Source organism: Pseudoalteromonas sp. UCD-33C (genome assembly GCF_001306895.1).
In the GTDB taxonomy this organism is placed as follows: Bacteria; Pseudomonadota; Gammaproteobacteria; order Enterobacterales; family Alteromonadaceae; genus Pseudoalteromonas.
On sequence record NZ_LJTB01000004.1, the window covers coordinates 326,583 to 342,046 of the forward strand.

Consider the following 15,464-nt stretch of genomic DNA (forward strand, 5'->3'; position numbering starts at 1 on the left):
CTTATAAAACAAAAAACGAACCCGAAGGTTCGTTTTACTTTTAACTCTAACAGTGTCAGCGGCGCTCTTACTCATGAATATGAGTAAGAGCTAAGTGCTCTAGCCTGCTGTATTTTGGTCTAGTTTAAAAATTATATTTTAAGCTAACCTTATAATTTAATGGCTCACCTGGTTGAGTCCAAATTGCAGAGTATGAATTAGCGTAATAAGTTTTATCCAATACGTTATTTACAACAAACTGTAAGCTCAAATCATCATTAACATGGTAATTTGCAAATAGATTTACCAAGGTATATGAAGGTAAATAATAGGTAGGATCAATCGCTTCACCTAAACGTTCACCAACATATTGAACAGACACACCAACCGTTGAATTCGAATCGATTAAATCGCTAAGATCTCGTTTAATTTGTGCATTGGCACTGTGCTTTGGAATATTCAGTAAAGGGCTACCTTTTGGCAAACTAACCCACCAATCGGTATTAACCGTATCTTTTGCTGTTTTGGCATCAGTATAAGTGTATGCAAGATCAAACGAAGTTTGGCTTGTAATATTACCGTGTAAGTCTAGTTCAACACCATCACTTGTAACCTCGCCTAGAGCCCTAGATACACCTGCTTGTAAGTCTGTGCTTAGCATGTTGCTCTTTTGCGCATTAAATACTGTAAAGCTACCACTAACAATGTCGGTATTAAACTTAACTCCAACTTCAATAGAGGTTGTTTCTTCAGGCTCAAATGCTTCTCCATCAGCATCGAAACCGCTATTAGGTCTAAACCCTTCAGAGTAACTGCTATAAAATTGTAGATCATCAGAATGAGCATACACTAAACCTGCTCGAGGGCTGAATGTGCTTTTGTCAGCATCTGAACGGGTTACGTTTTTATGGTTATCAATTCTTTGATCAAACCAATCGTAACGACCCCCAATTTGCATTTTCCATTTTTCAGTGATGTCGACTTGGTCTTGAATATAAATACCATAGCTATTCTGTACTTCTGTAGTGTCGAATAACAGTGAACCTTCAGGCGCCGTTTTACCATATTCAGGCTCATACATATTTATAGCGTAACTCGTGTCTTCGAGAGTCGGGCGATATCTGTACCAAATCTTATCAAAGTCAAACTTACTAGCATCAGCACCAATTAAAAGATGATGAGTGAAACCAGCAGCTTTTATACTACCGCTAAGCTCCGAACGTGCAGATATATAGTTAGTTTGAAAGTCACGTTGATTATGTTGTCTGCTCAGTGTCACGCCATCAATAAAATAAACTTGTCGGCTTGGAGCAAGCTCAGCATCACTTGATTCGCTCAAAAACTCTGAATCGCTATAACTAATACCTGTTAGAAGCGACCATTCTCCTAATTGATGCTCAAGGGTAAGCTGATGAGAAATAGCCTTAACTTCTGTAGGTTTATCACTTGGCTCACCTAAAAAAGTTTCAATGGGTAGTGCATCAATTTTACCATCTACAGCAACAATACCTCGATCGAAAGTTAAACTTTGATCAACGTACTCTAGCTCATAATTCAACTTCGTTTTATCTGAAATTAGCCATAAAATTGAAGGTGTTAATACCGTTTTTTCCGATTCATGGTAGTCTCTAAAACCTTCACTATCTTCAACTGCACCATTAACTCTAAAGGCCACTTGGTCCGTAATTGCGTTAGTATAGTCGCCTTCTGCGCGATAACTTTGCCAGCTACCAGCTGTCACTTTTACATAGCCTTGTTGTTCAAACTGCGGTTTTTTTGTAATGATATTAATCGTACCGCCAGGCTCAGAGCGTCCATAAAGTGCAGAGCCAGTTCCTTTCATGATTTCGACATAATCAATATTACTCGTATCACGAACACCGCTAAAGCTACGTCCAGACGAGAAACCGTTAATTAAAAAGCCTGATGGAATATTCTCATCGCCCACTAAACCACGTATAGCGAAGCTTTCCCATAAACCACCAAAATCATTTTGTTCTGAAATACTTGGAGTTAAATCGAAAATGTCACTTAAGGTGGTTACACCAGCCTCATGAAGTGTGTCTGATGAAATAAACTCGACAGATTGTGGCTGCTCATTTAAAGGAACATCCCCACGAAAAGCTTGTCTTACACCCGACACAGATATTTTTTCTATATCTGATGGCTCTGTAGTGGCATATACGGAAGATGTAAAAATTGCGCTAATCATGATTGAAAGGGCTGATTTTTGGTATCTGTTCATTCTATCTCTCAGGTATGAATGTAGTTATTCAATAAAGCTTGTAGTTATTAGGTAAGGGCTTACATTATCAATTATCTGTATACGCAATTAATAATACTTATCATTTATAGTATGATATACAATTAAACAGCCGAGAACTAGCCTCGCAAACAACAGAAATTAAAAAACTTAAATCAACGCTCGATTTATAAACACTTAGAGAAAAAAATGAACAAAGTTACTTTAGCCTGCATTACATTAGCTATATCAATTTCCAGCATTTACACCGCAAAAACACAAGCACATGCAATATGGTTTGCTGAGCGCTCATCACAACTAGCACTGATATATGGTGAAGGCGCACAAGATTTAGACACCGTTAAGCGCCAAGACAAAGTTAAAACAGTTACTGGCTATAACAAAAATTGGCAAAAACAAAGTGTAAAACTTGTTGAGTCAGGACATATGATGATACTGAGCGATAACACGGTTTATGCTGTTACAGGAATGCTAGATAACGGTTTATGGAGCAAAACTAAAGATGGTAAATGGTTTGCTAGTGGCCGTGATCAAATCCCTGATGCAGTTTTAAGCGAGCATACAAAAAAACATGCTGTACACTTGCGTGGCCCTCTTACAGAAATTCCTCAACTTAAAGAACAACAGTTACAAATTATCCCAATAGGTGAGAGCTTTTCAGATCAAAAAGGTGCATTGGTTAGTTATCGCATAATATTTAATGGTAAGGCAGTTCAAGGCGCTAAAGTGATTAATGATATTGTGAACGACCCAGATCAAAAGCCTCTGATAAGCAATCATGAAGGCGTAGTGACATTGCCACTACGTAATCAAGGTTTAAACGTAGTTGCCGCAATATATGATGAAAAAAGTACCAATCTCGCTGTATTTGATAAGACCAAGCACTTAGCAACACTTTCATTTGTTTTACCCCATGCTGAAGAGTAGTTTTTAATTAGCTACTTATATTCAAACAAAACTTTGTGGGCCTAGACTTACAATAAGTCTAGGCCCTTATGCACTTTTAGTGGCCCTTTAAATAAGTGAGTAGCACGCTACTCCTCCGCTGCACTTAAGCCTCACCTAGTGTTGTTGTAAATTACAAGTTTAATTATTACAGTAGAAAGCATGTTTACGAACAGTTCTAAACTTCTACGTTAAGGTGCACATTTCAACTTGAAAATTCACAAGTAAAACCGAGCCCCACCATTCCATTTAATCAATCACTACAATCTTTTTATTCCATTTTAAAGATGAACAATAATGAGCAATACTAAAATCATCAAATTATGAGAGTTAGGGTATTCAAAATGATTAAGACAGTTACTTTTGCAATGATGCACTTCGCAATCGCTTTTGCAGTGACTTATTTTTTAACCGGTAGTTTTTTAATTGGTGGCTTGGTTGCTATTGTTGAGCCAGCTGTAAACACTGTTGCGTTTTACTTTCACGAAAAAGTGTGGCGTAAAGTTGAAACTCAGAATAACTTTAAACAAGATTCAGATGGGATAATGTTTGCATAAGAATTAACTAGATTAAATTGGCTCACAAACCAACGAATATCCCCATATTACACCTCGAACTGTAAATTAAGCTTTGCCACTAGAGCCGGTGGCAGAGCTTCAGACCAAAACGGCTAAAACTGTTTTTAATTAATAACCGAAATTAATGAGCCTTTTGATTATTCTTAGTAAAAGAGTGCAAGGCTTCCCCTCCTTAGATACATGCCAAGCCACGCTAAATAAATAAGTATATAACTATGAATTTAAAGGAAAAAATAGCAATCCATTTAACTATATTTTATTAAATATAAACTCTTAATAGCGAGCTAATGCCCTCCAATTTAGAGCTAATACTCAAATTAGGCTTGCAATTATCGCTTTTCAGCTTACACTCGTACGCCAAGTGAGCGTACAGCTGTAAGCTATAGGCGAAAAATGAGAGCGTTATTAAATTCATTATCAAAACATTTACTGCATCATCAATCATGGGCTGGGTACTGGGAGCCGGTGGTTCAGTGCTTTAAACCTGGCTGGCGCGAAGGCTACTTCCGTGCACAAGTAAAACATGTACAGGTGTTTGCTGAACAAAGCGTTGAGGTGATTATTGAGCCAGAAAAAACATGGCCAGTTCATCAAGCAGGCCAGCACATTGCGTTAACAATACAAACGAATGGTCGACTGCTAACGCGTGTATTTACCATCGCAAGCGAACCACAACTGGCAAGGCAGCAGCGACAAATTCGTTTATTGATCCGCAGCCAAGAGAGCGGCGCATTTACGTCAAAGCTAACAAACTTGAGGCCAGGGCAATGGCTTAATATTTCTGAGCCTAAAGGCCAGTTTGTTATGCCAAATACCGCGCGTTCTTTAATCATGCTTGCCGGTGGCTCAGGCATTACGCCATTTATAGCCATGCTTAAATCAATACCTGCTGATAGCAAACAAACTATAACCCTGCTTTATTATGCAAAGCCGAACAGCCACTGGCTTAAAGATGAACTTGAGCAACTAAAGCAATCGCTGAGCAATTTTGATTATCACTTACTTGAGCGCAACAAAGATGGTGATGCGACGACATGGCTGACAACAAATGCGCATAAACACTGGTTAGTGTGCGGCCCAGCAGCTTTGTATAAGCAAGCAGCCGCTTTAGCTAAGCAATTAAATACGCCTATCGACAGTGAGCATTTCAGTGCAGTCCCTGCTGTTTTAGCAACCTCTGATAAGCACGAACTAACACTCACTCATCAGGGCAAAACATTCACTATTGATAACCAACAAACCTTACTGACTCATTTACAAGCGAATGAACAACCGGTGTCAGTTGGCTGTGGTATGGGAATTTGCCATCAATGCCAATGCGTTAAAAAGCAAGGCATCGTGCGTGATATTCGTACCGGTGAGCTCTCTGATAGCTCAGAGCAATTAATTCAACTTTGCATATCGCAACCTGTCAGTGACGTGGAGTTATCAGCATGAACACAACAAAAACAGTCAATTTTGAAAAATTAGCAGCTCAACTCGATAGCGTTAAAGCAGATGTAAAATCAAAACTCGGTGAGCAAGATGCAAAATACATTCGCCGCGTTATTGTTTGCCAGCGAGTGTTTGAATGGGGTGGCCGAGTTTTATTAATGCTAGGCTTTATTCAGCCTGTTTTATGGCTAGTGGGTGTGCTTAGTTTAACCACAGCAAAAATCCTCGATAACATGGAAATTGGCCACAATGTGATGCATGGCCAATACGACTGGATGAATGATAAATACATAAATTCAAAGTCTTACGAGTGGGATATAGCGTGCGATGGGGCTAGTTGGAACCGTGTTCACAACTACGAGCACCACACCTATACCAATATTATTGGTAAAGATCGCGACTTTGGCTATGGATTACTTCGCTTATCGAATGACTTTCGTTGGCGGGTAAAAAACCTATGGCAATTTGTTACTTACCTATTACTCAGTGTGCTGTTCCAATGGGGAGTGTCGTACCATGAAATGGCAGCCGAGCGAGTATTTTTTGGCAAGAAAAAAGATGACCGCGATTACAAAGTACCGCACAGCGAACTGAAAAAGCGCTTTTTTAGTAAAGGTGCGCGCCAGCTAGTGAAAGACTACCTGCTCTTTCCACTGATTGCTGGGCCTTTATTTTTGTGGGTTTTGGCGGGCAACCTAGCGGCTAATTTATTACGTAACCTGTGGACCTCAACCATTATCTTTTGCGGGCACTTTACCGGTGAAGTTGAAACATTTAACCAGCAAGACTGCGAAAATGAATCACAAGGTCAGTGGTATTACCGCCAAGCGTTGGGCTCATCAAATATCAAAGGCGGTAACCTGTTTCATGTAATGACTGGGCACTTGAGCTATCAAATAGAGCATCACTTATTCCCCGATTTACCCGCAAAACGCTACCGCGAAATTGCCCCTAAGGTACAAGCTATCTTTAAAGAACACGGTATCCACTACAATACCGGCGGCTTCTTTCGCCAGTACTTTTCTGTCGTAAAACGAATTGTGCGCTACTCTTTTCCGTAATTGATAAACGCCAGTGCATAGCGCTGGCTTTTTTATAAATAATTTTATGGCAAGGAATTAGCTTCGAGAATCAGTTCGTTAATTTCTAACTGTAATTCATCATCTGCTGTTTGTTCCGTGAAAGTTAAAGCTGTATTGGCAAAGTTTAGCGCTAGGGCCTTATCAGCTTTCTCTAGGTAATTCTCTGCAATCGCAAAATTAATCGACGCTAAATAATCCTCTAGTTCGAGTAACGTTGCTAGCTCTAGCGCTTTGAAATAATAGCTAAGTGCAACTTCTGGCTTTTGATAGGTAAAGTCAGCGAGCGTTTCCTATTGAAACGGATGATCAAGCGGTGTGCCTGCAAACTTGTCGCAGATTTCTTTTATTTGATTGTACGCCACCCACTCTTGTTGTTTATTGTTAGCATTAACAATATCAAGCGCAAGTTGATGAATCGCCTCATAATGAGGTGGCTTTTTAATTGATTCAACCTCTCCAAATTGTTCCTTATGCATTCCCTGCCCTCTCTAAGCTAATTAAATCTCATTCGATTCAGACCAAACCCGTAACTCATCGAGTATATGCAGTGCTGAGCGGCCAAAATCAGTAAGTTCATAGGTCACTGCTATCGGGCGGGTGCTAATAACATGACGGGTGATCATCGCTCTACTTTCAAGCTCTTTTAGGCGCTGGTCGATCATCTTTTTGCTTGCCCCACCCAGCATACGCGTTAAATCATTAAAGCGCACAGGGCCATCTTTTAAATGATAGATAATAGAGCCCGTCCATTTACCGCCAATCAAACGCATGCCTTTTTCAATAGCACACGGCTCCATGCAAGCATTTAAAACTTTTTTTCTACCCTTACTATCTGTTTCTACTGAACTTTCCAAAACAACCTCGCGTTTTTCAGCCTAGTTACAAAAAGGTGACTGGTTGATTAAATAACCCAGGTTACTATTATATACCACGGAATATATTTTGAACACGATAAAGTAATTAGCAAACGGATACTCAACTATGAAAAACGTATTAATTCTTAACGCGCATCACTATTACCCTTTTTCTGAAGGTAAGTTAAATGCTGCTTTAATCGAAAAAGCCGACGCTTTTTTTCAAGCAAAAGGCTATCAAACTCGTGTGGTTAATACACAAGACGAATTTGATGTAGAAACTGAACTTGAGAACCATCAATGGGCAGATATCGTCTTTTTGCAATCACCTATTAATTGGATGGGCATGACTTGGTCATTCAAAAAATACATGGATGAAGTGTACACCGCGGGTATGGGTGGAGCGCTTTGCCATGGTGATGGTCGCCATCAAGACAATCCAAAAGCCAATTACGGTAAAGGCGGCACCTTAAATAACACTCAATATATGATGTCGCTGACCTTAAATGCACCTGCAGAATCATTTGCAGATGCCGCTGACTTTTTTGAAGGTAAAAGTGTTGATGACCTTGTTTTCCCAATGCATATGAACTTTAAATTTTTCGGTATGCAAGCGTTACCTACTTTCGCCTGTTATGACGTGATGAAAAATGCAGACATCGAGAGCGACTTTGCGCGCTTTGAAAAACACTTAAACGATAACTTTTAAGGAACACTCATGAGTAACGAATCTGTTTATAGCAATAAACTCCATCCGGGCAGTGCATTTCCTAGTATTAGTGCTGCACTTTTGAATGGTGAAAAGACTGTTCTTGGTCAACCTCAACACGGTGCAAGCTGGCAGCTTGTTGTTGTTTATCGTGGTAAGCATTGCCCTTTATGTACTCGCTATTTAAACAGCCTCGAGCAGTACAAAGCTGCGCTATTAGAAACGGGTGTTGATGTAATTGCTGTTTCAGGCGATAGCAAAGAGCAGTTAGAAGCGCATTTAGAGCAGTTATCAGTGTCATTTTCACTTGTTTACGGTTTGACTACAGAGCAAATGAAAACATTAGGTACTTACATATCTGATCCCCGTTCACCGCAAGAAACAGATCACCCTTTCGCAGAGCCTGCACTGTTTGTGGTTAACGAGCAAGGTAATGTACATGTGGTTGATTATTCTAATAACCCATTTGTAAGACCTGATTTAGCAACCTTGGTAAGTGGGCTTAACTGGATACGCGATCCAAAAAATAACTACCCAATTCGCGGTATGCATAAGTAGAGAGTAGCCATGAGCAAATTTACAACTTTGCTGATTGGCTTGGTGAGCATAATAATGTGCTCGCCACATGCCTTTTCAGCACAACTCCCCCATGCACATATTGCTTCACCTAATCACTATGAAGTATTGCTAGATAACAGTGACGTACTTGTTTTGCGTATGACTTTAGCACCAGGTGAGCAAGATAATTGGCATAAGCATAATGCTGAAACTGTCTACTTTGAGACAGGTGGTAAGGCAACCATCAGTACAAAAGAGTCACAAACAACACTTGAGATCCCCAATGGCTATGTGATGTGGCATGACGCATGGACTCACCAAGTCAAAAATGAAGGTGAAACCACCATCACTGCAATTATTGTTGAGAGCAAATAGGTAGGAGCAATTATGGCATTAGAAAACCACCCTATGTGGCGCTTACCTAAGCATCACCTAGATTTAAAAAGTTCACATGACCATGTTCATTGGGTTGAATTATTTTATGACCTTATTCATGTGGTAATCATTTTTCTGCTAGGTAATTTTTTAAGCGACCACTTACATTTAAGTGGTTTTCTTACTTTTGCAGGTTTATTCATCACCGTATGGTTCGCGTGGGCTGACTCCAGCGTTTTTAACTCACTCTATGTCAGTACAGATGTAAAACATCGGCTGATCATGGCCTGCCAAATTGTCACCGCCATGGTTATGGCAGCCTCTATTCCCCATGTACTTGACAAAGGCTGGACATATTTTGCATTGGCCTATGCAGCTAACCGACTTATTACAGCGTATTTATTTCATCGCACCAATCAATTAGGGATCGAATCAACAAAATTAGCACGCAGTGTGAGCCGTAACTACTTTGCTCTTGCCATTATCTTCGCAACCACAGCTTTTATGCCTGCACCCTATAGTTATTGGGTATTTGGCACTGCGATTGCCGCTATCCAAGTTTTATATATGGCTCCAAAAATTGGTGTACTTGAAAATAAACGTTTTTTACCACGCCTTGGGCATATGTCTGAGCGCTTTGCCCTTTTACTGCTCATTGTCTTAGGCGAAGGTTTCTTTAAATTGGTGATTACTTTATCAGAAAAAGGAATTTATAAAGTCGACCCCTCTGTACTAGCTAACTTTATGTTTGGCGGTATTGCAGTATTTGTGCAATGCTGGATTTACTTTGACTTTGTTGGCAATGGTAAACCTAAAAATCAGCATAAATGGACACTCGTAAGTTGGTGGTTAGCACACCTATTTTTAATGTTATGTGCAGTTATGGTTGGCGTTGCACTCGCCGGCGAAGTGAAAGCTGGGTTTTGGCAACCTTACCCACTTAAATATGGGGTCATTGGCTGTGTAGGGTTAGCAGGCTACTTATTGAGTTTATTGTGGATCCAGTTAATGATCGAACACCGTGTAGCGCATCGTTTTGCAACAGCTAAAGTAAGAATGTTTGGCGTTATACTCGCTTTGGTTACTATTCCTATTTTACCTCATGTACCTTCGCTCATTGGCAACATACTTTGGGGCACTGCACTGATTTCACAAATTGCCTACCCAGTCACTCGCGCATACTTTACCCTTTCAAAAGAAGAAGCTAATTCATAAAGATTAAAACACCTTTGCAAAAACAACAAAGGTGTTTTGTTATCCCTGCTGTTTTTCGCAAAAAAATTAGCGCCACAATACCCTCATTACTTAACCATAAATCACTTTCAGGGCCGCATTAAATTGTTAAGTTTCGCTTAGCTATGCCCCTTAAAGTTTGGAGTCATAATGAGTTTTGATAAATTAGCACATAAGCCATTCTCAATTGGTGTTGAACTTCCACTTGATAATGACTGGGCAAATTTCAAACAACAATCAAATCAATCATTTGGGATCCCTGATTTAGCTAACCATGAATCACGTGTTCAACTTGCTGATGAGCTTGGCTATGTTGCGGCATGGGTTCGCGACGTGCCGATTTATGACCCTCAATTTGGTGATGCTGCCCAAGTTTATGAAACTTTCAGCTACCTTGGCTATTTAGCAGCTAAAACCAAGAATATATTACTTGGCACCGCAGCGGTTGTATTGCCATTGCGCCAACCTTGGCTTGTTAAAAAGGCAGCAAATACTGTGCAAGCGCTAAGTAATGATCGGCTAATTTTAGGTGTTGCCAGTGGTGATAGACCCATTGAATACCCTTTATTCGATATTGATTTTGCAAGCCGTGGTGAGCAACTACGTGAATCTGTTTCGCTACTTAAAGGCGCCCCTAAGCGACCTTTAGAAGCGGGTCAAAAGCTACTACCAGAAGTGAAAGATTTCCCACTTTATGTAGCAGGTCTTGCTCAGCAAAGCCCTCAATGGGTTGGCGAAAACATGGACGGCTGGCTTGCTTACCCAGGCACACCTGATGACCATCAAAAGCGTGTCGCCTTGTGGCGAGATGTCGCAGGTAATAAGCCGTACGTTAGTTTTATTCATTTAAATTTATTAGATGATCCTGATGCACCTATAAAACGTCACCGTTTTGGGGTTGAAACAGGCGTCAACGGACTCATCTCAGAGCTAAAGGCAATGAAAAATGCCGGTGTGAATCACATTGGCCTGCATTTTAGACGTAACGAATTACCCATCGAATGGGCATTAAAGCACATCGGCGAACATGTTTTGCCCAAGTTCCATAATTAAGGAGTTATGATGTCACAATCAATTATGCCAAAACTGGGTTTTGGTACATTTAGATTACAAGACGAAGTTGCATATCAAAGTGTGCTAACAGCTATTGAAGAGGGCTTTAGACACATCGACACCGCGCAAATTTACGGTAACGAAGAAGCTGTTGGCCGAGCGATTAAAGACAGTGGTGTTGCACGTGGTGAGTTATTTATTACCACCAAAGTATGGAATGATAAGTTAAATAAAACGGACTTTATTAACAGCGTAAAAGAGAGCCTGACTAAACTACAACTAGATCACGTCGACTTACTGCTTATTCATTGGCCAAGCCCAGCCAATGGCGAAAGCATGCATGAGTATTTAACCGAGTTACAATCAGCAAAAGAGCTTGGTTTAACGAAAGAAATTGGTGTTTCAAACTTTACCATTGCACAAATGGAAGAAGCCTTAAGTATTTTGCCAAAAGGCGCGTTATTTACCAATCAAGTTGAAGTTCACCCCTACCTAACCAACCAAAAAGTACGTGATTTTTGTGCGCAAAACGACATTCTCGTTACTGGCTATATGCCATTTGCGGTAGGTAAAGTACTTAAAGATCCAACCATTAAAGCGATTGCAGACAAACACCAAGTGAGCACCGCTGAAGTGGTCATTGCTTGGGAATTAGCTCATGACATGGTGACGATACCGTCATCGACCAAACGCGAAAATATGGCTACCAACTTAAAAGCCCTTTCGTTTAGCTTAAGCCAAGACGAGATCAATCAAATTGATGCCCTTAGTTGCGGCGACAGGCAAGCAAACCCGGATTTTGCTCCTGACTGGGATCATGATGAAGTAAAGACAACTCATGCTTGGCAGTTTCAAGGTGCTGATAAAGCACTCGCTTTGGGATTAAAAGCTGTACCAGCACTTAAAGCAGGGCAAATTTTAGTCCGAAATCTAGCGGTTGGCATCAATCCAGTTGATTGGAAGTTTATTCAAGCTGATCCTATTAATTGGACAGATACACATACACCTGGCGTAGACGGTGCTGGGGTTATTGAGCAGGTAGGCGATGGTGTCGATAGCAAACTAATCGGTAAAACAGTCGCTTATCATCATAGTTTGAGTGAAAACGGTAGCTTTGCTAAACACACAGTACTTTATGCAGAGCGTGTTATGCAGGTGCCAAAAGGGTTAGCTGCTAATGTTGCTGCTGCATTACCTTGCCCACTGCTTACTGCATGGCAAGCTTTTAGCAAAATACCATTACGCAAAGATGAAAAAGTATTAGTAACCGGCATGGGAGCTGTTAATAAACTGCTTACACAAATGCTGAATCACAGTGGCTTTGAAGTACATGCTTTATCAAAAAGCCTAACGACTGAGCAAGCCGAAAAGCTTGGCGTTAAGTTAGTATTACGCGACGCGCCTTCTGAGGGTGGCTACTTTGCACTCTTTGATGCTAATGGTCCTGAAGAAGCTAAAAAGTTAGTGCCACTTCTACAGGCAAATGGTCATGTGATCAGTATTTTAGGACGCATTGAAACACCAGTCGATGAGCCATTCACGCGCACTATTTCTTATCATGAAATTGCCCTTGGTGCATTACACGATTATGGTGATACACAGCAATGGCAACGTCTTGTAAGTGATGGCGAAAAGCTCCTTAATGACATTGCGTCGGGTACTTTAAATGTTGAAGAACCCACTGACTTTGAATTTAACAATCTCAACGATGCCCTTGAGTTTTCTAAAGTTCAAAAGCAAAAAGCCGTTGTAGTTGTTTAGTTATCATTTAAAAGGCCTCTTCTGAGGCCTTTTTATTTTATTCTGCTGTTTCTTTAGGTGTATTGTTGAATACAGCTAAATGATAAATAATCACTAAATTCGCTATAAACCACAGATCTTTAATTACAAACTGACCTAATCGCTCAAACACTGTAACGCTGCTAAGCGCATTAGGTGCGGTAATTAAAAATGTTTGTGTCATGATAAATACCGAGCAACAGGCTAGTCCTGCAAGTAAAATAAGTTTCGCATTTCTGATAAATAAGCCAACACCTAACAGCGCCACACTCAAAATATCAAATATGCCAATCGCATTTGATGCTCCTTGCACGCTAAAAACAATATACAACCAAGACATAAACGGTGAAGACTCAACAAGGCTAACAATCGCATTTGCTTCAAAAGCAAAAAACTTCATGGCGCCAATCCAAACCAACACTAATGCCACCGATGCATAATTTAAAGCAATATGCGCTTTATCACTCAAAGCATCTTTATAAAACACAAATAAAAACAGCGGAATAACAGCAAAATACTTAATGATCCCCTGCCCCGACCCAATTACAGGAAAGCCCCCTTCACTTGCAAGCCAACGATTAGCGCCAAACAGCGTAATCAAACAAAGCATTGATATAGCAAATGCAGTGATGGTCGGAAGCGCTCTATTAAGAAACCCTAAATGTGAATGAAGGCTGGTAATGCCAACAAAGCAAAATGCAAAGCCTGCGAGCATACTCATGATATGAGCTGGCACCTGAGCGTCTAATTTATAAAATGAAAAGATACTGCCAATGGCATTGGGGTTTGCTCCCAAGATAAAAGACAAGCCCAATAACGAAAAACTGATGGTGATAATTGCAACCACTAAATTATTTGATGTACGTAAATTCATTTAAACCCCTCTCTACTGCTTGTTTAAAAGACCTTAGTTAGGGGTAAAAACATTCATAATTAAATAAAATACAAGAAAAGTCTGAGTATTAGTTTATCTAGGCAACTGAAAAACCGAGAAAAAATCGACACTATTTGCTGTTATTTAGGAAAAAAGAAATCGGTATAACTCAATATAAGCAATTTTGTTCAAGTTTTTAGGTTGCCTGCTTCGCTATATTGGCGTAGGAATAATAACGAAGCGCACAACCTTCAGGAGCATCTGTGAGCAAAGACAATCACTTTAAGTACATCAACAACGAACAGCATCAGAGCATCTCGATGTTGACGGCGACTATGAGTGATTTTACCTATGCAAAGCATGCTCACGAAGAGTATTCAATTGGCATTACTCTACAGGGGCGGCAAGATTTCTTTTGTCGTAATGCGTTTTATAAAAGCGTACCTGGCAATGTTATTTTGTTTAACCCTGAAGATATTCACGATGGTCACTCTGGCACTGAGCAAAACCTAGAGTATCTAATGCTGTATATTCATCCCGATGAATTTCAGCCTTTGTTCAAAGCGCTAGGATATAAGCAAGATTGCACATTACGTATGGCAAACACCTTATATGCTGATCCATTACTGCGTAATCAAGTGATTCACTTATCAAGGCTTTTACAAACAGATTGCACGAGCAAAATAGAGCGAGAAGCTGCACTACTGCAAATGGCGCAGTCTTTAGTAAGGCTCAACGGAAGCCTTGATTTACCGGCTTTAAGCACCCGTGTTGATAGCTTACTACTGCGCGCAAAAGACTATATTTTGGCAAATATCGACAATGACATCTCTATTGATGACATTGCCCATGCTGCCACTATGTCGAAGTTTCATTTTATCCGCCGCTTTCGCGAGCACTTCGGTATTACTCCACATCAATATGTTTTGAACTGTCGTATTAATTATGCCCGTAGAGCGTTACAAGTTGGCCGCGATGCCACCAGCGTAGCGGTTGAATCTGGATTTGCAGATGCCAGTCACCTCAATCGTAACTTCAAACGAGTATTCGGTATGACACCAAAACAATTTCAACTGCAATGGGCTCGTAGATAGAGCTAAATTACTGATTTGGAGCTGTTATGGCAGATATTTTTGCATATGCTATTGGCATTATGTACACCCCAGGGCCAATCAATTTACTCGGTTTAAGCAGTGGCTTAAATAAACAAACACGTTCACACCTTGGGTTTTTTATCGGCGTGGGTAGCGCGATGTTTATCTTATTTGTGCTGCTTGGCTACCTTGGCTTACAAGTGATCAACCCGCAGTTTTTGCCTTATGTGAGCTTAATTGGTTGCGGCTATATTTTGTATATTGCTTGGAAGGTCGCAAAAGCAAAAGTACAGGTGAGTGATACCTCAGGGGATACCTCTCTTAGCTTTTTCGATGGCCTGTTTATGCAGCTATTAAATCCAAAAGCCTTGGTGGCCACTTTGCCAATTGCTACGATTCAGTTCCCAAGCGTGGATATTACCGGCGCTGCAATCGTATTTTGGTCTCTTATTTTAGCCATTCTTGCCTTTGGTGCTCCTACAAGTTACTCGTTAGCTGGCTTAATGCTTGGCAAACAAGTATCACGACCGGGTGTTTTTAATGTGTTTAATAAACTGATGGCTGTTTTGTTGGTTTATGTCGCGCTAATGATTGCCTACGAGCATGTGCTGACCCCGTTAATGGCCTAAAATTGATCATCCCGAGCAAACAGGC

The 15,464-nt window shown here is 40.4% G+C and carries 16 protein-coding genes and 1 pseudogene; 13 read left to right on the forward strand and 4 right to left on the reverse strand.

Features of this window, described 5'->3' with window-relative positions; all coding sequences use genetic code 11:
- Positions 1–124: 124 nt before the first annotated feature.
- Entirely contained in the window at positions 125–2,224 is a 2,100-nt protein-coding gene (locus tag AOG26_RS11455) for a TonB-dependent siderophore receptor (protein WP_054562609.1), read from the reverse strand.
- Positions 2,225–2,431: 207 nt separating this feature from the next.
- Between AOG26_RS11455 and AOG26_RS11460 the strand changes: the two genes are divergently transcribed.
- The 4 genes from AOG26_RS11460 (at position 2,432) to AOG26_RS11475 (ending at position 6,260) form a co-directional block, all read left to right on the forward strand.
- Positions 2,432–3,169 carry a DUF4198 domain-containing protein gene (locus tag AOG26_RS11460; protein WP_054562610.1) on the forward strand — a complete coding sequence of 246 codons (738 nt, stop codon included), beginning with the start codon at positions 2,432–2,434 and terminating at the stop codon, positions 3,167–3,169.
- Positions 3,170–3,531: 362 nt separating this feature from the next.
- Positions 3,532–3,744: a DUF2061 domain-containing protein gene (locus tag AOG26_RS11465; protein WP_054562611.1), complete on the forward strand. Its 213-nt coding sequence runs from the start codon at positions 3,532–3,534 to the stop codon at positions 3,742–3,744.
- Positions 3,745–4,158: 414 nt separating this feature from the next.
- Complete coding sequence (locus AOG26_RS11470) at positions 4,159–5,202, forward strand: flavin reductase family protein (RefSeq protein ID WP_082401615.1); 1,044 nt, start codon at positions 4,159–4,161, stop codon at positions 5,200–5,202.
- Positions 5,199–6,260, forward strand: coding sequence for a fatty acid desaturase family protein (locus tag AOG26_RS11475; protein WP_054562612.1), 1,062 nt, complete (start codon positions 5,199–5,201; stop codon positions 6,258–6,260). Before AOG26_RS11470 ends, AOG26_RS11475 begins: the two co-directional genes overlap by 4 nt.
- Positions 6,261–6,571: 311 nt before the next feature.
- Here AOG26_RS11475 and AOG26_RS11480 read toward each other — a convergent pair whose 3' ends face one another.
- Positions 6,572–6,757: a hypothetical protein gene (locus tag AOG26_RS11480; RefSeq protein WP_054562613.1), complete on the reverse strand. Its 186-nt coding sequence runs from the start codon at positions 6,755–6,757 to the stop codon at positions 6,572–6,574.
- A gap of 21 nt (positions 6,758–6,778) precedes the next feature.
- Positions 6,779–7,135, reverse strand: a complete 357-nt coding sequence (locus AOG26_RS11485; protein ID WP_054553546.1) for a winged helix-turn-helix transcriptional regulator — start codon at positions 7,133–7,135, stop codon at positions 6,779–6,781.
- 127 nt (positions 7,136–7,262) lie between these two features.
- Here AOG26_RS11485 and AOG26_RS11490 point away from each other — a divergent pair, with 127 nt between their 5' ends.
- The 7 genes and pseudogenes from AOG26_RS11490 (at position 7,263) to AOG26_RS11520 (ending at position 12,824) form a co-directional block, all read left to right on the forward strand.
- A complete protein-coding gene (locus AOG26_RS11490) occupies positions 7,263–7,844 on the forward strand; it encodes an NAD(P)H-dependent oxidoreductase (RefSeq protein WP_054562614.1) in 582 nt (193 codons plus the stop codon).
- A gap of 9 nt (positions 7,845–7,853) precedes the next feature.
- Positions 7,854–8,402 carry a redoxin domain-containing protein gene (locus AOG26_RS11495; protein WP_054562615.1) on the forward strand — a complete coding sequence of 183 codons (549 nt, stop codon included), beginning with the start codon at positions 7,854–7,856 and terminating at the stop codon, positions 8,400–8,402.
- A 9-nt stretch (positions 8,403–8,411) separates the two neighbouring features.
- Positions 8,412–8,777, forward strand: coding sequence for a hypothetical protein (locus AOG26_RS11500; protein ID WP_054562616.1), 366 nt, complete (start codon positions 8,412–8,414; stop codon positions 8,775–8,777).
- Positions 8,778–8,789: 12 nt separating this feature from the next.
- Positions 8,790–9,992: a low temperature requirement protein A gene (locus tag AOG26_RS11505; RefSeq protein ID WP_054562617.1), complete on the forward strand. Its 1,203-nt coding sequence runs from the start codon at positions 8,790–8,792 to the stop codon at positions 9,990–9,992.
- A gap of 168 nt (positions 9,993–10,160) precedes the next feature.
- On the forward strand, positions 10,161–11,063 hold the full coding sequence (locus AOG26_RS11510) for a TIGR03571 family LLM class oxidoreductase (protein ID WP_054562618.1): 903 nt from the start codon (positions 10,161–10,163) through the stop codon (positions 11,061–11,063).
- 9 nt (positions 11,064–11,072) lie between these two features.
- Positions 11,073–11,879 (forward strand): annotated as a pseudogene (gene dkgB, locus AOG26_RS20965) (2,5-didehydrogluconate reductase DkgB); the annotation flags it as partial.
- Between the two features lie 60 nt (positions 11,880–11,939).
- Positions 11,940–12,824 carry an alcohol dehydrogenase catalytic domain-containing protein gene (locus AOG26_RS11520; protein WP_054562651.1) on the forward strand — a complete coding sequence of 295 codons (885 nt, stop codon included), beginning with the start codon at positions 11,940–11,942 and terminating at the stop codon, positions 12,822–12,824.
- Between the two features lie 37 nt (positions 12,825–12,861).
- Here the strand turns inward: AOG26_RS11520 and AOG26_RS11525 are convergent, their stop codons facing one another.
- Entirely contained in the window at positions 12,862–13,716 is an 855-nt protein-coding gene (locus tag AOG26_RS11525) for a DUF417 family protein (RefSeq protein ID WP_054562619.1), read from the reverse strand.
- A gap of 263 nt (positions 13,717–13,979) precedes the next feature.
- On the opposite strand from AOG26_RS11525, the gene AOG26_RS11530 reads away from it, so the two are divergent.
- A complete protein-coding gene (locus tag AOG26_RS11530) occupies positions 13,980–14,810 on the forward strand; it encodes a helix-turn-helix transcriptional regulator (protein ID WP_054562620.1) in 831 nt (276 codons plus the stop codon).
- Between the two features lie 26 nt (positions 14,811–14,836).
- Positions 14,837–15,439, forward strand: coding sequence for a LysE family translocator (locus tag AOG26_RS11535; protein WP_054562621.1), 603 nt, complete (start codon positions 14,837–14,839; stop codon positions 15,437–15,439).
- Positions 15,440–15,464: the final 25 nt, after the last annotated feature.

Excerpts from the sequence above, each read along its gene's own strand:
- AOG26_RS11455 (WP_054562609.1), bottom strand. The coding sequence starts at position 2,224 with ATGAACAGATACCAAAAATCAGCCCTTTCAATCATGATTAGCGCAATT.
- AOG26_RS11460 (WP_054562610.1), top strand. The coding sequence starts at position 2,432 with ATGAACAAAGTTACTTTAGCCTGCATTACATTAGCTATATCAATTTCC.
- AOG26_RS11465 (WP_054562611.1), top strand. The coding sequence starts at position 3,532 with ATGATTAAGACAGTTACTTTTGCAATGATGCACTTCGCAATCGCTTTT.
- AOG26_RS11470 (WP_082401615.1), top strand. The coding sequence starts at position 4,159 with ATGAGAGCGTTATTAAATTCATTATCAAAACATTTACTGCATCATCAA.
- AOG26_RS11475 (WP_054562612.1), top strand. The coding sequence starts at position 5,199 with ATGAACACAACAAAAACAGTCAATTTTGAAAAATTAGCAGCTCAACTC.
- AOG26_RS11480 (WP_054562613.1), bottom strand. The coding sequence starts at position 6,757 with ATGCATAAGGAACAATTTGGAGAGGTTGAATCAATTAAAAAGCCACCT.
- AOG26_RS11490 (WP_054562614.1), top strand. The coding sequence starts at position 7,263 with ATGAAAAACGTATTAATTCTTAACGCGCATCACTATTACCCTTTTTCT.
- AOG26_RS11495 (WP_054562615.1), top strand. The coding sequence starts at position 7,854 with ATGAGTAACGAATCTGTTTATAGCAATAAACTCCATCCGGGCAGTGCA.
- AOG26_RS11500 (WP_054562616.1), top strand. The coding sequence starts at position 8,412 with ATGAGCAAATTTACAACTTTGCTGATTGGCTTGGTGAGCATAATAATG.
- AOG26_RS11505 (WP_054562617.1), top strand. The coding sequence starts at position 8,790 with ATGGCATTAGAAAACCACCCTATGTGGCGCTTACCTAAGCATCACCTA.
- AOG26_RS11510 (WP_054562618.1), top strand. The coding sequence starts at position 10,161 with ATGAGTTTTGATAAATTAGCACATAAGCCATTCTCAATTGGTGTTGAA.
- AOG26_RS11525 (WP_054562619.1), bottom strand. The coding sequence starts at position 13,716 with ATGAATTTACGTACATCAAATAATTTAGTGGTTGCAATTATCACCATC.
- AOG26_RS11535 (WP_054562621.1), top strand. The coding sequence starts at position 14,837 with ATGGCAGATATTTTTGCATATGCTATTGGCATTATGTACACCCCAGGG.